At 42.4% G+C, this 17,683-nt stretch carries 21 protein-coding genes; 2 read left to right on the top strand and 19 right to left on the bottom strand.

The features are described 5' to 3' along the window. Positions 1-94 precede the first annotated feature (94 nt). Positions 95-436, top strand: a complete 342-nt coding sequence (locus NQ502_RS10205; RefSeq protein WP_028529314.1) for a YxeA family protein — start codon at positions 95-97, stop codon at positions 434-436. A gap of 32 nt (positions 437-468) precedes the next feature. Next, positions 469-675, top strand: a complete 207-nt coding sequence (locus tag NQ502_RS10200) for a hypothetical protein (protein WP_028529313.1) — start codon at positions 469-471, stop codon at positions 673-675. 68 nt (positions 676-743) lie between these two features. On the opposite strand, the gene NQ502_RS10195 is transcribed toward NQ502_RS10200, so the two are convergent. The 19 genes from NQ502_RS10195 to NQ502_RS10105 all read right to left on the bottom strand — a co-directional run bounded on the left by NQ502_RS10195 (position 744) and on the right by NQ502_RS10105 (position 17,655). Beyond that, on the bottom strand, positions 744-929 hold the full coding sequence (locus tag NQ502_RS10195; protein ID WP_028529312.1) for a DUF4177 domain-containing protein: 186 nt from the start codon (positions 927-929) through the stop codon (positions 744-746). A gap of 16 nt (positions 930-945) precedes the next feature. Continuing rightward, positions 946-1,593, bottom strand: a complete 648-nt coding sequence (locus NQ502_RS10190; protein WP_028529311.1) for an ABC-2 transporter permease — start codon at positions 1,591-1,593, stop codon at positions 946-948. Then, positions 1,590-2,450 (bottom strand): ABC transporter ATP-binding protein, encoded by an 861-nt coding sequence (locus tag NQ502_RS10185; protein ID WP_028529310.1) that lies wholly within the window; start codon positions 2,448-2,450, stop codon positions 1,590-1,592. The genes NQ502_RS10190 and NQ502_RS10185 overlap by 4 nt, the downstream gene beginning before the upstream one ends. Positions 2,451-2,452: 2 nt before the next feature. Continuing rightward, complete coding sequence (locus NQ502_RS10180) at positions 2,453-2,830, bottom strand: GntR family transcriptional regulator (protein ID WP_016295763.1); 378 nt, start codon at positions 2,828-2,830, stop codon at positions 2,453-2,455. A 191-nt stretch (positions 2,831-3,021) separates the two neighbouring features. Next, complete coding sequence (locus NQ502_RS10175) at positions 3,022-3,561, bottom strand: winged helix-turn-helix domain-containing protein (protein ID WP_327240936.1); 540 nt, start codon at positions 3,559-3,561, stop codon at positions 3,022-3,024. A gap of 232 nt (positions 3,562-3,793) precedes the next feature. Continuing rightward, the gene (locus NQ502_RS10170; RefSeq protein WP_028529308.1) at positions 3,794-4,510 is read right to left on the bottom strand and encodes an SAM-dependent methyltransferase; all 717 of its coding nucleotides are present in this window, start codon (positions 4,508-4,510) and stop codon (positions 3,794-3,796) included. Then, complete coding sequence (locus tag NQ502_RS10165; protein WP_023042866.1) at positions 4,494-5,135, bottom strand: TetR/AcrR family transcriptional regulator; 642 nt, start codon at positions 5,133-5,135, stop codon at positions 4,494-4,496. The genes NQ502_RS10170 and NQ502_RS10165 overlap by 17 nt, the downstream gene beginning before the upstream one ends. A 142-nt stretch (positions 5,136-5,277) precedes the next feature. Next, positions 5,278-6,189 (bottom strand): helix-turn-helix transcriptional regulator, encoded by a 912-nt coding sequence (locus tag NQ502_RS10160; protein WP_028529307.1) that lies wholly within the window; start codon positions 6,187-6,189, stop codon positions 5,278-5,280. A gap of 150 nt (positions 6,190-6,339) precedes the next feature. Further along, positions 6,340-8,265, bottom strand: a complete 1,926-nt coding sequence (locus NQ502_RS10155; protein ID WP_260046260.1) for a hypothetical protein — start codon at positions 8,263-8,265, stop codon at positions 6,340-6,342. A 9-nt stretch (positions 8,266-8,274) separates the two neighbouring features. After that, a complete protein-coding gene (locus NQ502_RS10150; RefSeq protein WP_028530324.1) occupies positions 8,275-9,705 on the bottom strand; it encodes an autotransporter outer membrane beta-barrel domain-containing protein in 1,431 nt (476 codons plus the stop codon). A gap of 5 nt (positions 9,706-9,710) precedes the next feature. Next, positions 9,711-9,989 carry a hypothetical protein gene (locus tag NQ502_RS10145; RefSeq protein WP_044983672.1) on the bottom strand — a complete coding sequence of 93 codons (279 nt, stop codon included), beginning with the start codon at positions 9,987-9,989 and terminating at the stop codon, positions 9,711-9,713. Between the two features lie 370 nt (positions 9,990-10,359). After that, positions 10,360-11,196: a tyrosine-type recombinase/integrase gene (locus NQ502_RS10140; RefSeq protein ID WP_028530137.1), complete on the bottom strand. Its 837-nt coding sequence runs from the start codon at positions 11,194-11,196 to the stop codon at positions 10,360-10,362. A 139-nt stretch (positions 11,197-11,335) separates the two neighbouring features. Beyond that, complete coding sequence (locus NQ502_RS10135) at positions 11,336-11,944, bottom strand: D-Ala-D-Ala dipeptidase VanX-D (RefSeq protein WP_028530136.1); 609 nt, start codon at positions 11,942-11,944, stop codon at positions 11,336-11,338. A gap of 5 nt (positions 11,945-11,949) precedes the next feature. Beyond that, positions 11,950-12,981 (bottom strand): D-alanine--(R)-lactate ligase VanD, encoded by a 1,032-nt coding sequence (gene vanD / locus NQ502_RS10130; protein WP_028530135.1) that lies wholly within the window; start codon positions 12,979-12,981, stop codon positions 11,950-11,952. Next, positions 12,974-13,945, bottom strand: coding sequence for a D-lactate dehydrogenase VanH-D (gene vanH-D, locus NQ502_RS10125; RefSeq protein ID WP_028530134.1), 972 nt, complete (start codon positions 13,943-13,945; stop codon positions 12,974-12,976). Before vanH-D ends, vanD begins: the two co-directional genes overlap by 8 nt. Before the next feature lie 19 nt (positions 13,946-13,964). Continuing rightward, a complete protein-coding gene (vanY-D, locus tag NQ502_RS10120; RefSeq protein ID WP_049898469.1) occupies positions 13,965-15,035 on the bottom strand; it encodes a transpeptidase-like D-Ala-D-Ala carboxypeptidase VanY-D in 1,071 nt (356 codons plus the stop codon). A gap of 121 nt (positions 15,036-15,156) precedes the next feature. Continuing rightward, complete coding sequence (locus NQ502_RS10115) at positions 15,157-16,302, bottom strand: vancomycin resistance histidine kinase VanS-D (protein ID WP_028530133.1); 1,146 nt, start codon at positions 16,300-16,302, stop codon at positions 15,157-15,159. Continuing rightward, the gene (vanR-D, locus tag NQ502_RS10110) at positions 16,292-16,990 is read right to left on the bottom strand and encodes a vancomycin resistance response regulator transcription factor VanR-D (RefSeq protein ID WP_023042613.1); all 699 of its coding nucleotides are present in this window, start codon (positions 16,988-16,990) and stop codon (positions 16,292-16,294) included. Before vanR-D ends, NQ502_RS10115 begins: the two co-directional genes overlap by 11 nt. Positions 16,991-17,163: 173 nt before the next feature. Then, entirely contained in the window at positions 17,164-17,655 is a 492-nt protein-coding gene (locus NQ502_RS10105) for a winged helix-turn-helix domain-containing protein (protein WP_023042747.1), read from the bottom strand. Positions 17,656-17,683: the final 28 nt, after the last annotated feature.

The following is a 17,683-nucleotide window of genomic DNA, read 5'->3' as shown; positions in this document are numbered from 1 at the left end:
AGCGATGATTGTATTGGGTATTATCTTTTCCTCAATTCTGCTCTTTGTGAAAATGGGCAGCAAAGAAAAAGAAATTTCATAGGAGGATTTTCAAATGAAATCAAAAAAAGTTGTAGTAGGCATTATTGCAGCAATATTAGTTGTCGTCTGCATGGGAGTAGCTTTTCTTGCGACCCAAAATGACGATTACTATACGCAAATTGATAACAGATGGGTACAGGAGATCGCGCCACATGGAGATATGAATTATAAATACACGCTGACGGCCTACGATGAGAACGGAAACGAAAAGGACGTTGTGTTTGAAACAAGCCGTATTTTGACCGATGATGCGTTCCTATGTCTGAAAGTCAATTTTATACGGGGTGTAGTGACCTGGGCGGAAGTGAAATACGAGGAATTGCCTGCTGAGGTTCAGCAGCATTATAACCAGTAGTTCAGAGGCCCTTCCAAACGGAGATAAATCAAATGAAAAAATATTTATCACTTTTCCTGTGTTTGGTATGCCTTATGCTAATGATGGGTTGTTCCAATACATGCAGAGATTTAGCAGATGACACAGACACTTTTATTGAGAATTTAGTGGAGGCAAAAGACAACTTTTTTGATAGTCTTGCAGAAGCAACGGACAATATATTCCGTTCACTTGCGAACTTCTTTCATGGCTCTGATTGATGAGAACCATAAATAGTATCAAATACGTCTTTGCGGTGACTTTGACAAAATCAAAGTCACCGCGTTTTCTACTTTTCAAAAATCAAGTCGATCTTTCTGATGCAGCCGTTTGCCCCTACTTCCGTAGGGACAAAACCGATATATCGAAAGCCTTTCTCCGCGTAACTGTCTATGATTTCCCTATGCTTTTCAACATAAGAAAACACCACGCCTTTTGCCGAATATTCGATATTAACATACTCATATTTTTTCATAGCAATCTCTCCTATCTTACAATTCTTGTTTCAAAAAAATCCGATAACTGATCTGATACATTCCATAACCCCAAACCAACGCGATAAGCGGGGAACAGCATAAAAGGATAAACACCGTCTGATCCGTCAGCTCCACGCCCAGTATTGCAAGCAGTTTATATGCCCCAAAACAAATTGCTGCTGGAATGAGGAACGATACCAGAAGCAAAACGCGCCCTTTTTCAGCTCCAAATTTAAACACCAGCGGGATTGACATACTTCCAAAAATGAGGGAAATTACCGTTGCCGCTAAGGTTAAAAACAGCAGTTCCACAATAGCGGCAGGGCTGAATGTAATTTTGCCTGCTATGCCTCCGCCGACCAAGCCTACAACCAAGCCGAATACACTGCCAATCGCACAAAAGATTGCTAAGACAATAAACTTTCCAATCACTAAATCTCTTTTTGAAATGGGCATTATCATAGCATATCGCGCCCATTTGGAGTTATCGTCAAAAGAAAAAGTGGTTACGATCATCATACTGCATAAGATGCCGCAGATGAAAATATATGCTCCCACACCAGAGGTAGGAATAAAAGCCACAGCAAACACCGCAAGTATAAACAGCATAGATTTTGTATTGTGTCCGATATTATATAAATCTTTCAATATAAGGCTTTTCATTTTGCCCGCTCTCCTTTCACATACAGCAGCAGAATATCGTCAATCGTAGCATCATCAATGACAGCAGCTTTATATTTTTTCCTGGCCTTTTCTTTATCAGCCACCAGCACATTCCACTGGTAATCGTCTTTGCGGTAAGCGAGGATCTCCGATGTATCAATCTGATCAAAAACGGCTGCACCGCAGCGGATGATTCCATATTTGTAGCGCAGTTCATCCTTTGTCTTGCAAAACAGGACCTTTCCCTGATGAATAAAGGTAATATAGTCGGCAACCTTTTCCAAATCCGTGGTGATATGGGAGGACATCAGGATTGAATGGTTTTCATCCTGCACGAAATCCAAAAAGACATCAAGGATATCATCCCGCATAACCGGGTCAAGACCACTGGTGGCTTCGTCCAAAATCAGCAGCTTCGGTTTATGGGAAAGCGCCACAGCGATACACAATTTCATTTTCATGCCTTTAGAAAGTGTTTTGATTTCTTTATCCAAAGGAAGCCCGAAGCGTTTCAAATAATCCTGATACAGGTATTCATCCCATTGCTTATAGGCTGCTCCGGAGATCTTACCCACTTTCGCAGGCGTCAATGTTTCATAGAAATTGATTCCGTCGAACACAACGCCTATGTCCTCTTTCAGTTGTTTTGATGAGGCTAATTCCTGCCCCCAAAAAGTAACCGTACCGTCATCTTTCTTAATCAGATCAAGAATCGCATTGATCGTTGTACTCTTTCCGGCTCCATTCTCGCCAATCAGTCCCATAATCGTTCCTTTCGGAAGGTCAAACGAAACGTGGTCCAGCTGAAAGCCTTCATACTGTTTCGTTAAATTTTCCACCTGTAAGATTGTATCCATAGTCACTCCTCCTCTTGATAAAACATAGTCAAAAGCTCAACTAATTTTCCCAGCGAAATTCCACTGGTTCTGCCAATATCAGCGGCCTCCTGTAAATGCTCTTCCGCTAACCGCTGCTGTTCCTCCTGATAAAAGTCTTTATTCTGTGCCGCTACAAAACTTCCACGCCCGACTGTCGTTTCGATAAACCCATCCCTTTGTAGATCTTCATATGCCTTTTGAACGGTAATAACGCTTACATGGATCGACTTTGCCAATGCCCGCATAGAGGGGATCGGATCGCCCGTCTGCAGTTCGCCGCTCATAATCATAGCTTTTATCTGTGAGGTAATCTGCTCATAAATGGGTTTACTCGTATTACTGCTTATTATAATTTCCACAGGATCCCTCCATCCGTCATATAATGTACTTATTGAACAAGTACATTATAGCAACTTCAAGCACAATTGTCAATAGAGTAATGGCAAATGGCAAAATTCTTATGAGAACAATAACAAATGGGATCTGTTCTCTGGAAAAGGAGCATAAACAAAACAAGACCACAAGGGAAGTAAAATCCTTGTGATCTTTGTTATGGTATTTCAAATTTATAACCTACACCGACAATATTTTTGATATATTTCAGGCTGTCCGGTGTTCTCTTCAATTTCTTCCGCAGATTGCTCACATGGTTGCTTACCGCTTTGCGTGAGTAACAGGCAGCATCCTCATCCCAGACCAGCTCCATGATCAGCTCGTATGTGAACACCCGCTGGGGATGCGTGATCAGCAGGGCAAGAATATCAAATTCTTTCGCCGTCAGATCTACCACTTGTCCATCCACACGTACCAGCCGCTGCTCCAGGCAAAAGTATAAATCATCTATATGAATCTCTGTGAAGATACCTTCATTCTCTGTCAACAGTTCATAAGCTTTGGAGCGGATACACAGGTTATCAGCTAAACCGCCATTCTGGTTTTCTTTGCCAAGAAGATAGTTTACTAGCTCCTGCCGCTGTCTTGCATCCAACAGCATAAGCAGCTTCTCTCCGATTTTATCTCCCGGCTCAGATATTTCCAATACAGCTAATTTCCCAATGGTATCACCTCCGTTTCTTTTACAACCCTCCATCCTTCAGCAATCTATGATAAACCATAAATATGACAACAGTCTGTCATATTTCATATCTTTTTTGTGCAATGACGCCTTACCCGGATTTTATGCCCCTACCCTTTTCGCACCGGCCTTATATACTTAAAATGCTGTCCCGGATCATAAAAAAGCACATGACTCTTCCCGGTGAAGTATCAAGGCAGCATCCGGCTTCTTCATAATCAAACTCGGCCGTCGCTTGATTTTATTGCTATAATCTTTGAAGAACAATAGAAATAAAATTCAAATATTTACCTCCTCCAGCCTCCATAGCTTTACGGTCACTGATTGCATACTCGTTTTCTTGTTTTAGCCAGTCGTTCCATACTTCCTCATTGCTTTCCATCTCATGAATAGAAATTACCCTGGCCCCTTTGCAGTGGCGGATAATATTTTCCCAATACATTATATCGTGCATATAATCAAGCTGATCCGGCGTCCATGAGAGAAGTAGCTCTGGTGGCAGATTATTATGACAATCTTTTTTCATTCCGGGAATGGCAATATAAATATAGCCACCATGTTTAAGATATGGAAGCAATTTATCGTCAAGGAATTTAGGATCGCGTCCAAAATAATTATAGGAATCCGTGCTAATGATTGCATCGAAAAATTCCTCTTCAAAAGGAAGTGCCGTGGCATCTGCCTTAATCGGAATAATCTGCTCATCGGACAGCCCCATTTTGCGAAAGAATTTTCGATTATCTTCCGGATCGCTCCACAAATCCGTGGCATACACAGTAAACCCATACTCTTTTACAAGAAAGAGGGAAGTCAGCCCCTGACCGCTGCCAAGATCACATACTATGGAGTTTTGGGGGATTTTGCAATGAAGTAAAAGTTCCTCCTCCAGTTTGATCGGATTTGGCCCCATAATTTTAGCCTGTAATTCAGGAATGTTATATGTTTGACTACGAATGTATTTCATTTTTGTTTTCCCTTTCCTTTGTGTGAGATTCTATAAAGAAATCAATATGCTTTATTAGCCGTTTTTCAATATCCCCATAAGATTCATTTTCATCCGATATATTGATAAGTAAAAAAATCGGGGAGAAAAATTCTATTGCAAGTTGGTATGGGTCATTCTCCTTTAACACACCACATCTAATCATCTCACGAAAAATATCTTGTAAATAAAGAACAGGCCCACGCACAAGGCTATCCTGATACAACTTGTTTAATTCTGGATTACGATACTGCTCTAATGTGAGCATCTTACGATAATCAGCGGCAAATTCATCTGAAGTCCAAAACCGGTATTGTGAAACGGCAAAATTTTTTAGATTTTCCAATCCGATTTTCTCATATTGTTCCGGTGCACAATCAAACACATTTTCTGGCACACCATATTTTCGTGCTATTTCATGATCCGATTGTGACATACGCGCGACAATACTGTTGAAAATATCCTTCTTGTTTTCATAGTGCTTATACAGTGCCCCTTTCGTAATTCCCAATTTTTCTGCTATTTTACTGACGGAAACTGCCTCATATCCGTCTTTTGCAAATAATTGCAATGCAACGGCCAATATTTTTTCCTTTGTATCAGTCATTCTATGCACCTCCCACAATGTAAACAATCGTTCACCTCATCTCTTTGATATTATAGTAAACGATCGTTTACTTGTCAAGAGGATTTTTATGAGCCAATCTGTGCAAAGGATTTCCTATCGTAAAAGTGAGAATCGCTGGTTCTCATTTATCATATTGTTTTCTGGCCTGCTCTAAAAATGCCTTGATATCATCCCGCAGCGTCTTTGGCTCTATAATTTCCGCTTTATCTCCTAAGCTTGCAAAAGTGCTTACGATCCACTCCGGGTATTCCGTATAGAAGGAAATGTAGAGAGAATTATTTTCTTCCCGGATATTGCTCTGGCCAAAGAAATCAATCGCCAGAAACTCATAGGATTTATCCATTCTGACTGTAACCAATTGCCCCACGCCATTTGAAAAGGCGCTCTGCAATACTGGGATCTCATAATCAGTCCGTTCCGTATATGTCTGCTCACAAAGCGCTAGCTTCGATATTCTGTTGAGCTTAAAAACACGGAAATCCTGTCTTTGTGTGCAGTAGGCGAAAAGATACCAGTATTCTTCCTTAAAAATGAGCTTGTAGGGTTCCACGGTTCTTTTGGAGTAACCATTGCTACTGTAATACTCTATTTCCAGCAGGCGCCGGGAGGCAATCGCAGAACGGATGATTTTGATTTTTTCAATGGTCGTATTCTTATGGTTCCAGGATGTGAAATCAATGATGATATCGTTCTCCAGCAGCAGCTTATCTTCCTGCCCAAGACGCAGCTTCGCAAGCAGTGTCTTTATTTTTGAACTTTCATCAATACTTGCAAACCCTTGTATGCCGGACACAATTAGATCTATGTCCTCTTTATTCAGGACTGATTTGCTGTATTTAAAGTTTGGAAGCAAAGATATACCGCCGCCAATGCCCTGCTGTGTAGTCACTGGGAACCCTGCGCTGGACAAATCCAACAAATCCCTATGGATCGTGCGCACAGAGACCTCAAAATACTCCGCCAGCTCCTGTGCCGTTATTTTTTCCCGCTCCAATAAAATACATAATATACCGAACATCCTGTTGCTTTTCATTCAAGGCACCTCCTCTGTCAATTTTACAGAAATAAGACATTGAGTGTCAAGTTTCCGCATTAGCAAACAGTGCCTCCCTATTTATGGAATACCATGCGTTTTATTAGAAAAGCGGTACGGGGTCATCCCCACGCACCGCTGAACATTAAATTATTTCTCCCATTTTCTTCGATAGATTTTCTTTTTCATCACCAGAAGCACCCCAACCAGGCAGATCAGGGAAACCACCATCACTGAAATCCAGAGAGTTACATTGCTGTTATCTCCCGTCTGTGGACTGCCACCGCTCGGCTTGCTGGGATTGCCCGTCTGCGAACTGCCTCCGTTCGGCTTGCTGGGACTGCCCGTCTGCGAACTGCCTCCGTTCGGCTTGCTGGGATTGTCCGTGTTTCCGCCGAGTGCGGAGATCTCTACAGCCGCTTTCTTGTAATGGCAAACGGTGCATTCCTCATGCTTGCTTCCCTTTTGGGCAACGGTTGCTTCTTTGTCAACAATCCACTTAAATATATGTTCTGCTATATCTGTTCTTTCATCACAGTCATTGCAATCATGCCAATGATTTGTTTCATCAGAGGACCATTCCTCTTTGTAGTCATGTCCTTCGAGTGCGGGGATCTCTACAGCCGCTTTCTTGTAATGGCAAACGGTGCATTCCTCATGCTTGCTTCCCTTTTGGGCAACGGTTGCTTCTTTGTCAACAATCCACTTAAATATATGTTCTGCTATATCTGTTCTTTCATCACAGTCATTGCAATCATGCCAATGATTTGTTTCATCAGAAGACCATTCCTCTTTGTAGTCATGTCCTTTTACAGGGAGCTTATCGGCTTCGGCAGCAATTTCTTGTTCAGCTTTTTCCAATGCTTCTCGTAAAAGGTCTTCAATATTTCCTTCATTTAATAATGTATTAGCAAGTCCTGTTTTCTTTTCTTCAAGAAGTTTATATAATGTATCTATATTTTTATCTGTGTAGTTTTTATCTTGAAGAAGTTGTGCAACAAAATCTTCTAATTTTTTCTGTGTATCTTCATATGCAGTATATGTTGTATCATCAACTAAAAAGACGACATCACTTCCCGTACTGATAGCTTTAGCGTTTGTACTTGTAGTTTCCTGCAATGAAATTGGTATATTTGTTATAGCACCTTTTGCTTGATATACATCAAATGAAGTACCATTGGTTGTATCTTCTGATGGATTTTCAAGAGTAACATTAGCAGCAATCGTTAATTTTCCTTTGTTGACAATCGCATGATATTCTTGTTCACTTTCGTTTTTATTGCTGTTTTCTGCTCTTGCCGCACTGACAATTTTGCCGCCACCAACAGTATCAATAATATTTAGACTTGCTCCTGCTTCTACAGTGATGCCAATACGCTCGGTGACATCTCCCGACATGGCTGCTGGTCCCGGTTCTTTATTTGCAATTATATCTTGAATGTCCATTTGGGGAAATACAGCCGTTCTTCCATTCATCGTTGAAGCAGTGATAGTATGCCCGTTAAGATCAAGAGTGATATTCTTATCCTTTGGTACTGTAAAGTTAGAGGATACTTTATAAGTAACTGTTACTGTACCATTCTTGCATAACTCATTTCCAACATGGCCATTCAATGATACATCGTTATAATCACCGTTGAGTATGATTGTATCGCCATCTTCAGCATACTTAAACGCCTCATCTAAAGTTGCAAATGTTATCCAATCCCAAAATTCAGAAAATCTTTGGCTTTTAATTTTGACGTAGGCACAAGCCTGCATATTGTTCTTTACTGTGTCGTTCTGTGTATTATAGTAATTTGCCTCTGCACCCAGAAAACTATGCTCAACATCAGGAGTTGTCGACCATGAACCATTCTTCCTTTCCCCCGACGGATCAACACCAAAATTGCAAAAATAAGTCGTTCCGTTTAGCGTCATGCTTTTCCCGGGATAATAATTTTTGGCATTTGTCCATTCTGCTTGCAAGTCTGCTAAACTTATTTCAGCGGCAAATGCAACATTGGCGAAAGATAAACCAAGTATAAAACATAAAGCCACTATAAAACACATTGTTTTTCTAAATCTTCTCACCATGTTTCACTCCTATTTTATAAGAATAACCGTATATCCAATGGTACTATCTCCAATGACCATGCAATTATTTACGGTATATCCAACGGCTTCGGGATTAAATTCATATGTTCCACCCGTTATAAAACTCCTCAATGAAGTCACAAATCCGTCAGTTCCTTTATTAAAAAAACCACCCTCAAAAGATACGTTTGGGTCAAATCCCTTTATATCTGTGTAGAAGCCATATTTCGTACCATCAAAATCACCATCTTTCACAGTTACCCTGAAATTTCCTTGAGCGCCGCCATTGGCAGTTGTTTTAATATACAAACCTGTTCTGGTGCCTGCAAAATGTCCGCCATTGATATTTACTTCAATCTTTTGGGCGTTTGCTTCTTCGGAAGTGATTTTTATTCCATCCTTTGTTCCCGTAAAATTACCATTATCAATGTTTACAGTACCATTTTTTACAAATAATGAAGCGGCTTCTGGTGATAGTGAAGTAAATGTACCATTCTTAATGTTCAATGTACCATGACTTGCCCAGTAAATACCTACATAAGACCAGTTACCATTTGCATTAGTACATTTATATGTTCCGCCATCAATCGTAACATTCATGCTTGAGTCACTTTGAGCAGCGCTTGTAGAAATTGGGTTTCCACCAGTCAATACATTCATATTTGCGAGGTTTGCTTGTGCTGAATTTAGCAATCCTATACCATAATCATTAGAGTTTACATTAACACCATTGGCATCTAACTGACCATTGTATGCAACAACAATTGCAATTGACTGACCACTAGTGGAAGTTGCATTAACTGTCAGATTATCTGAAAGTACTGCTTTTCCCGCTGATATTACAATTGTTGCATCATTTGTAGATGATCCGTTATAAGTAACTGTCCCATTTTGAATAGATACATTTGCATCTGCATTACTAATTCTGATCTGGCCGTTTAATGTTTTTCCATTTAAGTCCAATGTAAACTGCTTATTTGATGAGACTTCCACATTACCAGCAATATCGCCCGCAAGTGTAACAGTTCCATCGTTTTCAACATTATTGATAGCTCTAATCAGCTCGTCAGACGTAATGACTCCACTTTCTGATAAAGTTTCCACTTGTTCTTCAACAGCTTCTTCTGTAGCTGTTTCTTCCGTTGTTTCAGAAGGTTCTGATTTGTTTTCTTCCGTTCCCGTTGTATTTTCTGCCTCTGTTGCTTCTGCCGGCTCTGCAATAGGTTCCGTTACCATCTCTGCAATAGGTTCCGTTTCGGGTTCTGCAATGGCGCACTCTCCTTCATGCCCATCCTCCAGCGTGCAGCCTTCGGTGACAGTGCATTGCTCCGCTGGTATACTCTCGGTTTCTTCTGCAAAGGCCACAGTGGGGAGCATACTCAGCAACATAGCGGCCGACAACAAAATGGCCAGCAGTCTGCTCTTTTTTGTTTGTTTCATAATCTTTACCTCTTTTCATGGTTTTCTGCAAATTGATTCAGCATGCACCCAACTAAATATTGCTTCGCTTGTTCTGGTGCTGTGAAGGATTGACTCTGTCCGGTCAAATAGGAAACCGCATCCTCCCATTCCCGCAGGCTAAATTCCTGCGCATTGATTTCATGCAGGTGGTGAGGCATGATCATATTTGTTCCCGTTTTCGCCAGATCAGACAGATACATACATCCGCTTTTGGCCGCCAAAATATCCAGCAGCCCTATCGTGCCAATTTTCATTCCATTCATAACTCACCTCCTTGCCATACAATTTTCCGACTCGCCTTCTTTAAACATGCGGCTCGATACCACAGACTAACTCATCTGTGGTAAATTGGGTATGGCCGCAGTCGGTAGATTTAGGAAGAAAAAGAAAAAGGCGACTTGCTTTGTCCGCAAATCGCCTCACTTGGCCACAACAAGAAAGCCTGCAAATAAAACAGCAGATGCAGGCTTTCTCGTCATGCACAAATATCGTTTTATGTGGGATTTTCCCCTTACTTTTGCTATGTATCACTTGAAAATATGGGGGTTTTACGCTATAATATAAATGTTTGTAACGTGCTTCACGATACAGGCGTGATAATATTTACCACAGATGAGTTAGTCTGTGGTTTTTTTATAAAATGAGCTTCATTTTATTCAAGATCCGCTCGTGAGCTGTAGCGCTGGCCGCCACATAGATTCGCGTAGTTTCAATACGGCTGTGGCCGAGGATGTCCGCCAAATGTGCCAGGTTCTTCTCAATGGCGTAAAAGCTGCGGGCGAACAAATGCCGCAGGTTGTGAGGAAAAACCTTACGGGGATCCACTTTGGCGCTGGCGCAGAGCTTTTTCATATCATGGCAGATGTTTGTCCGATCCAAGGGCTTTCCACTTCTGGTGCGAAAAATGTGGCCCTCGTCTATACCCAGCTCTTTTGCGTATTTCAACAACCTGACACGCAATTCCTTTTGCAGAAGAACAGTGCGGTTTTTTCCTTTCATGCAAATTTCCGCCCGTCCGGTTTGAGCCGCCTCCACCGTAATATGCTGCAGCTCGCTGACCCTAATGCCTGTACCGCAAATGGTCAGCATGACCAGGTACAACCGCTCATTTCCTTTGGCTTGAGCTGCCGCCAAAAGCTGTTTGTATTCCGCTTCAGACAGTTCCCGCGTCTCATCCAGAAACGCTTTCCTCTGTACCTTTAAGAGTTTTATCTTGCAGTCCTGCCACCCGCAGAACTCCAGAAAAGCGTTGATAGACGACAGCGTTCCGTTGACTGTCTGGGCCTTTACCTGATTTTGCAGTATCTCCCGGTATTCCAAAAGACGAGGTTTAGTAAGTTCCTTCCCCTGCAAATACTCCGCCAGTTTACGCACGGTCCGGAGATATTTGCTTACAGTCGCTTTGGATTTTTCATTCAGATAGAGACTTTCTTCAAACGCCTGTATTTTTTCTTCTGTCAATTGTTTCATGATCGTAGACCTCCTGTATATCATTTTTCTATAATTTTACCCACAAACATACAGGAAATTACGATCCTTTATAAAAAGGGAAAGCACCTCATGCCGCTTGTCCTTATAATCTTACATTTTTCATTTCTTCAAGTTCTCACTAGGCAATGCAAAAATCAAAATATGTATCCGGGTATGGCTCGTCCGCCAAGACGTAATGCCACCATTCATAACGATAGGCTTCAAATCCGCTACTCTCCATGATATAACGCAAGCACTGCCGGTTTTTTGATTCTTCTTCGCTCAGACCGCTTGCGGCATGGTGTGACCGTTCATCCATAAAGTCAAAATCTCCACCCATAGGAACAAGCATACCGCTATTCAAATGAAAAATTGTAAGGTCAACCGTACTTCCACGGCTGTGGCTGGATTGTGAGGCCACATACCCCTTCGCAACCATCTCATTCCTTTTGATATTTGGATAGTAACGCTTTTTCGTCAGATTGTCTTCCGGTTGGGAAGCCCAATTCAGAAAACAATCCACTGCGCACTGGGGGCGATAGCCGTCCCATAAGAGCAAACCATATCCCAGTTTCTCCGCCATCTTCTGAGCCTTACGCAAAGCAACTCCCAGCTCCTTCGTTCCCATAACACGGTTTACCATGTATCCGTCTACCGGTTTCCCGGTGAAATTGTCCCATGTGGCATATTTAGCATCCCATCGGATTCCGGGAATCATTTCATCTAAAAAGGCAAAGTTCTTTTTCATAGCAGTTACCTCCTAAGTGAAAGTTCAATCAAGCGATCCAGTATTTCAGTAAGCGTAAAACCGGCTGCTGTCATCATGCGGGGATAGCGGCTGTAGGAAGTAAAACCCGGCATGGTATTCACTTCATTCAGCACAATGCAGCCGTCCTCCCGCAAAAACAGGTCAATGCGGGCCAATCCTCTGCAGCCAAGTATCCGGTAAATCTTCATTGCTGTTTTCTGAATCCGTTCTCTTACCTCATCCGGTAAGGCGGCTGGAACTCGGATGACTGCATTTTCAGATCCCTTCTCCGGCTGTGCTTCCTGATGAATCTTAAAAAAGCCGTGTCTCAGCTCAATCTGATCCACCTCGCCAGCCATGAGATCATTTCCGTTTCCCAGTATGGCGCAGCCTACCTCACTCCCGGTAACGGCCTCTTCAATCAAAATCTTGCTGTCATATTTTCTTGCTTCTTCGATTGCTGCCTGAAGCTCTTCTGCCTTGCATACCTTGTTTACGCCAAAGGAGGAGCCGGAACGGGCAGGCTTTACAAAAACGGGATATACGAAATCCTCCGTTTCCAGGCGATCCCCCTCCTGAAGGATCCGGAACCCAGGCACAGCGATACCCGCATTTTTCACAACGGTATATGCAAGCGCCTTATCCATGCAGGTCACGGAGCTTTGAATATCGCATCCCACATACGGAATGCCTGACAATTCAAGCAAGCCTTGTATGGAGCCATCTTCGCCAAACTTGCCATGAATCATCGGTAATACCACGTCTACAGGCTGGATTTCATACCCTTTGTCTTTTTGTATCAGCAGACCATGCGTACTTCTGTCCGGCGAAAAAACAACCGGATCCCCCGCATATTGTTCCCACTCCAAACAAGGTTTTTCACACATTTTCCAAACGCCGGATTTTGTGATTCCAATATAATAAGGCTGATACTTTTTTGTATCTATGTTTGCGGCAATCTCCATCGCAGATTTTATCGAAACATTATGTTCCTCTGAACAGCCCCCAAACAGAACTGCAACTTTAATCTTAAACATTTCCCAGACTCCTTTCAAAATTCAAACAATTTCTAATGGTATTTCTGACCGTGTCAACCAACACCCGTTCCGTGTGATAGGCTGTGTGCGGCGTAACAATGACATTCGGCATTCCCTGCAGGACCGACAGGAAAGGATGTTCTATCCTTCTTTGGGTGCAGTCATGATAAAAGATACCTTCTTCGCCCTCTAAAACATCCAGTGCAGCGCCGCCGATTTTCTGTCCTTTTAATGCTTCTACCAATGCTGCGGTATCCACTAAAGCGCCCCGCCCTGTATTGATCAGAAGCGCCTCCTGCTTCATCATTTCAAGCTCTTCATAGCCAATCATATGGCGGGTATCCTCCGCCAACGGGATATGCAGTGTAACAATGTCACTTTTTTTCAGCAGCTCATGAAACGAAACATAGTCCGCTCCCGCTTTTTGATTTCGGTCATATGCCAATACCTTACAACCGAATCCCTCCAGGCGCTCCATGACTGCCTGTCCGATTCGCCCAGTTCCTAACACACCCACGGTCATATCCCGCAGTTCTTTTCCGCGCAGGTCATTCAGGCAATAATTCTGCCTCTGGGTTTCACGCAGAATCGACTTTGTGCCGCGCATCAGCATAAGCATCAGCATGACGGTATAATCGGCCACACTTCCCGGCGAGTATTCTACTGTGCCAACAACCATACCCAGTAACCCAGCCGCCTGTATATCAATATGGTTAAAGCCAATGCTCCGGGTACTGATATATTTTACCCCTGCATTTTTTAGTGCAAGAAGAATCGGTTCTGATAGCTCCGCTTTATGGCTTACGCTTACACACCGGCATCCATTAGCTAATCCAGCATTGCTTTCTGATATAGAATCTTTTATAAGTGTGGCCGTAACACCAAGCTCATAAGAAATCTTTTGAAAAACCTCCATTTCGTCTGGCTCGCAGCCAAAAACAGTTATGTCTATTATTTTCTCCATTCATTTCCTCCTTATCTCGTTACTGGGCTTTGATTTTATCTAAAATATCAACACTGTCCTGAAACCTGCTTTCCTTTGTAGAGCCCATAACTACACAGATATAGGTTTCTCCGTCAATCACCGCTGCAGAAACAATACATGCGCCGCCAAGGCTGCTGGTTCCTGTTTTCAAACCGATAACCTCCGGACGGTAATAGGGACTGTTCGGATCGAGAAGCTCATTGGAATTGCTGTAAGTGACCTCTCTTCCGTTTGGCCATTTTTCATAGGATGAATAACTCGCTACAATCTCCGAAATGATAGGATTGTCCAAACATGCTTTTGCAATGATAGCAAGGTCGTAAGCTGTAGTATACTGGCCTTCGGCATCATATCCATCCGGAGCTACAAATTTCGAGTTTGTGGCGCCAAGGTTCACGGCTTTTTCATTTACCTTATCCATGAATACTTCAATCGCTTGCTGATGGGTCAGGCTTTTATCTCCTGCAATCTTCTTTCCAGTATTGACTGCAAGGGTATAGGCCGCATCATTACCGGATGGAAGCATAAGGGCAATCAGGAGCTGTCTGACAGTCAGTGTATCACCCTTCATAAGCCATGCGGTTGACGAATCGCTTTGAATCATTTCAATCTCCGCACCTACTTTCATTTCATCCTCCGGGGAACAATAGTCAAGTGCTGTCAAAGCCATAATCATCTTAGCAGTGCTGGCCGGCGCAATTTTGGCTGTGCTTTTTTTCTGGTACAATACCTCATTTGTGTCTTTATTCATTACAATGGCGTTTGCTGCCGCGATATTTACCGAAATTTTGTTAGCCTGGTCGGATATGGCTGGCTCTGGAACTGAGGGTACTGCCTCATTCTGATCGTCGGTAAGCCACGAATAGTTCTTGTCTGTTTTTGTGTTTTCTTTGGATAAAAGGCCGGGATCTTTACTCTCCCCTAAAAAATGCACAACTCCAAAGATTACAGAAACAATGAGCAAACAAAGTGTGACACATGCAGCCCTGTAAAAAAGCAATTTTCTTTTTTTGGCTTTTCTACGATTCCTTTTGTCATAGTTTCCATTATTGTTTTGATATTCCATCATTACCCTGAACTCCTTTCTGAAAGCAAAAAAATCGCCCCTCCTGATATAAAGCATATCAGAATAGAGCGATTTATGTTTTCGCGTTCTTTTATGGATAACACACGGTTTATCTCGGAATTTCTTACGATTTTCCTACGACGGGCAATGCAACCTCAAAACTGGTGATACCATTTTCGCTGCGGGCAGTGATCTGTCCATGGTGCAGTTCCACAATCTCTTTTGCAATGGCAAGCCCCAGACCGGCCCCGCCGGTACTTGAGCTTCGAGATACATCCAGGCGGTAAAACTGCTCAAAGATTCTTTCCAATCTCTCCCCAGGAATCGTATCCCCTTCGTTTATGATTTGGATGAGTACATGGTCTTCGGTCTGCCTGGCTTTCACCCGAATGGTGGTATTCTCATAGCAGTAACTGACGGCATTTCTCAGCACATTATCGAACACCCGCTGCAGCTTGTTGGCATCACAGGACAGCATCATGTCCGGCTGAACATCAAATTCACATATCAGATTTTTCCCAGCCAGCATCGGCTTAAACTCGTGCCCCAGCTGTTCCAGCATCATCGTCAGATTGATTTTGCTGTACACAAGCGTGATGTTTGAAAGATTAAACCTCGTAATTTCAAAAAACTCATTGATCAGTTCTTCCAGACGCTCAGCCTTATCCAATGATATGGACAAATATTTTTCCCTGAGTTCCTCGGAAATCTGATTCTCATCCCTTAACAGGTTCAAATATCCTATGACCGATGAAAGCGGGGTCTTCAGGTCATGGACCAGATACATGACAAGATCGTTTTTCCTTTGCTCTGCAAGCTCAGCGTCCGTTTTCCGTTTCGTCAGGGTATGCCGTATGGAATTGATTTTTCTTTCGGTCGAAGCCAACTCCGGAGGCAGCCCAATATCGTTGGCATCCTCATTCACCAAAGTATCGATCCCCCGGTTGATCTCCTTAAAATATTTTGAAATACTGTCCAGATAACGGCGGAAGATCATAAAAAACACGCCCATAACCGCTATCAGGAAAAGCCATATCTCATACGCCTTAAAGGTTCTCAGATAAACAGCCACCGCCTCATCCCGATCATGATAGATAAAGCTGTCTAAAATGGCTACCACGACATTTGCAAAATTATCTTTTAAGATAAACAGATAAACACCCGCAATAATTAGAATGGAATATACCATCATAAGCAATATTTTAACGGACAATCTGTTTTTAAAAAGTAAATAGTCATCTTCATGACTGGTTTTATTTCTATTTTTCAATGGTATATCCCACTCCCCACACAGTTTTTATAAATTTCGGATTTCTTGACGGTTCCTTCATTTTCTCCCGGAGCCGCCCGATATGCGCCATCACAGTATTATTGCTGTCAAAAAACCGTTCACCCCATACTGCCTCAAATAATTCCTCTGTAGAAACAACCGTACCCTGACGCTCGCACAGATACCAAAGAATCGAAAACTCCGTTGGCGTCAGCTGAATCTCCTTTCCAAACAGGATACACTTATGGCTGCTCTTGCTGATTGTCATCCCTCTGATATCGTATTCTGTGCATTCAGCCTCCTGCTTTAAGCTGGGCTGCTTGTACCGCATGTACTGCCGCAGCTGCGCCTTTACTCTCGCAACCACTTCCAGCGGGTTAAATGGCTTCGTAATATAATCATCCGCCACGGACAGTCCCATGATTTTATCCCCGTCCTCCACTTTTGCTGTCAGCATGATAACAGGGAAGTAAAACTTTTCCCGGATTTTCTGGCAGATCTGAAACCCGTCTACATCCGGAAGCATGATATCCAATATGGCTAAATCCAGTTCCACGGATTCAATACACTTTAGTGCATCCTTGCCATTATAAAATTTATAAACGGTATATCCATCGTTTTTCAGATATACTTCAACTAAATCGGCCAATTCTTTTTCATCATCAACCACTAAGATTTTTTCATTCATTGCATTACTCCTTACATTGCGATAATCTGTCTTTATTATGTGTCAAAACCGTATATGAAACAACAATAGCAGAATCGCAAATAATCGTCAAGGCGCGGCGAGCTGGCAGGCCAGTTTACCCAGATTCTTGACGATTACCGCTATTCTGCTAACAATGGCAGATTATATGTTTTTTATGGTGCTTCAAATTTATAGCCGACACCAACAATGTTTTTAATATAGTCCAGAGCATCCGGTGTAACTTTGAGTTTCTTCCGCAGGTTACTCATGTGATTGCTTACCGCTTTTTTGGAATAAAAAGTATAATCCTCGTTCCAGACCAACTCCATGATCAGTTCATAAGTAAATACCCTTTTGGGATGTGTGAGCAATAGCGCAAGAATATCAAATTCTTTCGCTGTTAACTCAATCACTTGTCCTCTCACACGTACAAGCCGCTGCTCCAAACAAAAGTATAGCTCTCCTATCTCGATCTCTGTGAATCCTCTATCGGCTTCCGCCTGTGGATCATGGATTTGAAAGCCGTCACATGGGCTATCAGCTGAATCGGTATCCTTCTTTTCTTCACTAAGAAGGTATTTTATTAATGCCTGCCGCTGCTGGACATTTAACAGCATAAGCAGTTTTTCTCCAATTTTATCTCCTGACTCAGAGATTTCTATCACGGCTAATTTCCCATATCATCATCTCCTG

The organism is Ruminococcus gauvreauii, assembly GCF_025151995.1.
Classification (GTDB): domain Bacteria; phylum Bacillota; class Clostridia; order Lachnospirales; family Lachnospiraceae; genus Ruminococcus_G; species Ruminococcus_G gauvreauii.
Note: the sequence above shows the minus strand (reverse complement) of the source record. Positions and strands in the feature narration are given on the sequence as shown.

Bases quoted from the DNA above. Each gene is read 5' to 3' on its own strand.
- NQ502_RS10205 (WP_028529314.1), top strand. From the start codon at position 95: ATGAAATCAAAAAAAGTTGTAGTAGGCATTATTGCAGCAATATTAGTT.
- NQ502_RS10200 (WP_028529313.1), top strand. From the start codon at position 469: ATGAAAAAATATTTATCACTTTTCCTGTGTTTGGTATGCCTTATGCTA.
- NQ502_RS10195 (WP_028529312.1), bottom strand. From the start codon at position 929: ATGAAAAAATATGAGTATGTTAATATCGAATATTCGGCAAAAGGCGTG.
- NQ502_RS10190 (WP_028529311.1), bottom strand. From the start codon at position 1,593: ATGAAAAGCCTTATATTGAAAGATTTATATAATATCGGACACAATACA.
- NQ502_RS10185 (WP_028529310.1), bottom strand. From the start codon at position 2,450: ATGGATACAATCTTACAGGTGGAAAATTTAACGAAACAGTATGAAGGC.
- NQ502_RS10175 (WP_327240936.1), bottom strand. From the start codon at position 3,561: ATGGAGGGTTGTAAAAGAAACGGAGGTGATACCATTGGGAAATTAGCT.
- NQ502_RS10170 (WP_028529308.1), bottom strand. From the start codon at position 4,510: ATGAAATACATTCGTAGTCAAACATATAACATTCCTGAATTACAGGCT.
- NQ502_RS10165 (WP_023042866.1), bottom strand. From the start codon at position 5,135: ATGACTGATACAAAGGAAAAAATATTGGCCGTTGCATTGCAATTATTT.
- NQ502_RS10160 (WP_028529307.1), bottom strand. From the start codon at position 6,189: ATGAAAAGCAACAGGATGTTCGGTATATTATGTATTTTATTGGAGCGG.
- NQ502_RS10155 (WP_260046260.1), bottom strand. From the start codon at position 8,265: ATGGTGAGAAGATTTAGAAAAACAATGTGTTTTATAGTGGCTTTATGT.
- NQ502_RS10150 (WP_028530324.1), bottom strand. From the start codon at position 9,705: ATGAAACAAACAAAAAAGAGCAGACTGCTGGCCATTTTGTTGTCGGCC.
- NQ502_RS10145 (WP_044983672.1), bottom strand. From the start codon at position 9,989: ATGAATGGAATGAAAATTGGCACGATAGGGCTGCTGGATATTTTGGCG.
- NQ502_RS10140 (WP_028530137.1), bottom strand. From the start codon at position 11,196: ATGAAACAATTGACAGAAGAAAAAATACAGGCGTTTGAAGAAAGTCTC.
- NQ502_RS10135 (WP_028530136.1), bottom strand. From the start codon at position 11,944: ATGAAAAAGAACTTTGCCTTTTTAGATGAAATGATTCCCGGAATCCGA.
- vanD (WP_028530135.1), bottom strand. From the start codon at position 12,981: ATGTTTAAGATTAAAGTTGCAGTTCTGTTTGGGGGCTGTTCAGAGGAA.
- vanH-D (WP_028530134.1), bottom strand. From the start codon at position 13,945: ATGGAGAAAATAATAGACATAACTGTTTTTGGCTGCGAGCCAGACGAA.
- vanY-D (WP_049898469.1), bottom strand. From the start codon at position 15,035: ATGATGGAATATCAAAACAATAATGGAAACTATGACAAAAGGAATCGT.
- vanR-D (WP_023042613.1), bottom strand. From the start codon at position 16,990: ATGAATGAAAAAATCTTAGTGGTTGATGATGAAAAAGAATTGGCCGAT.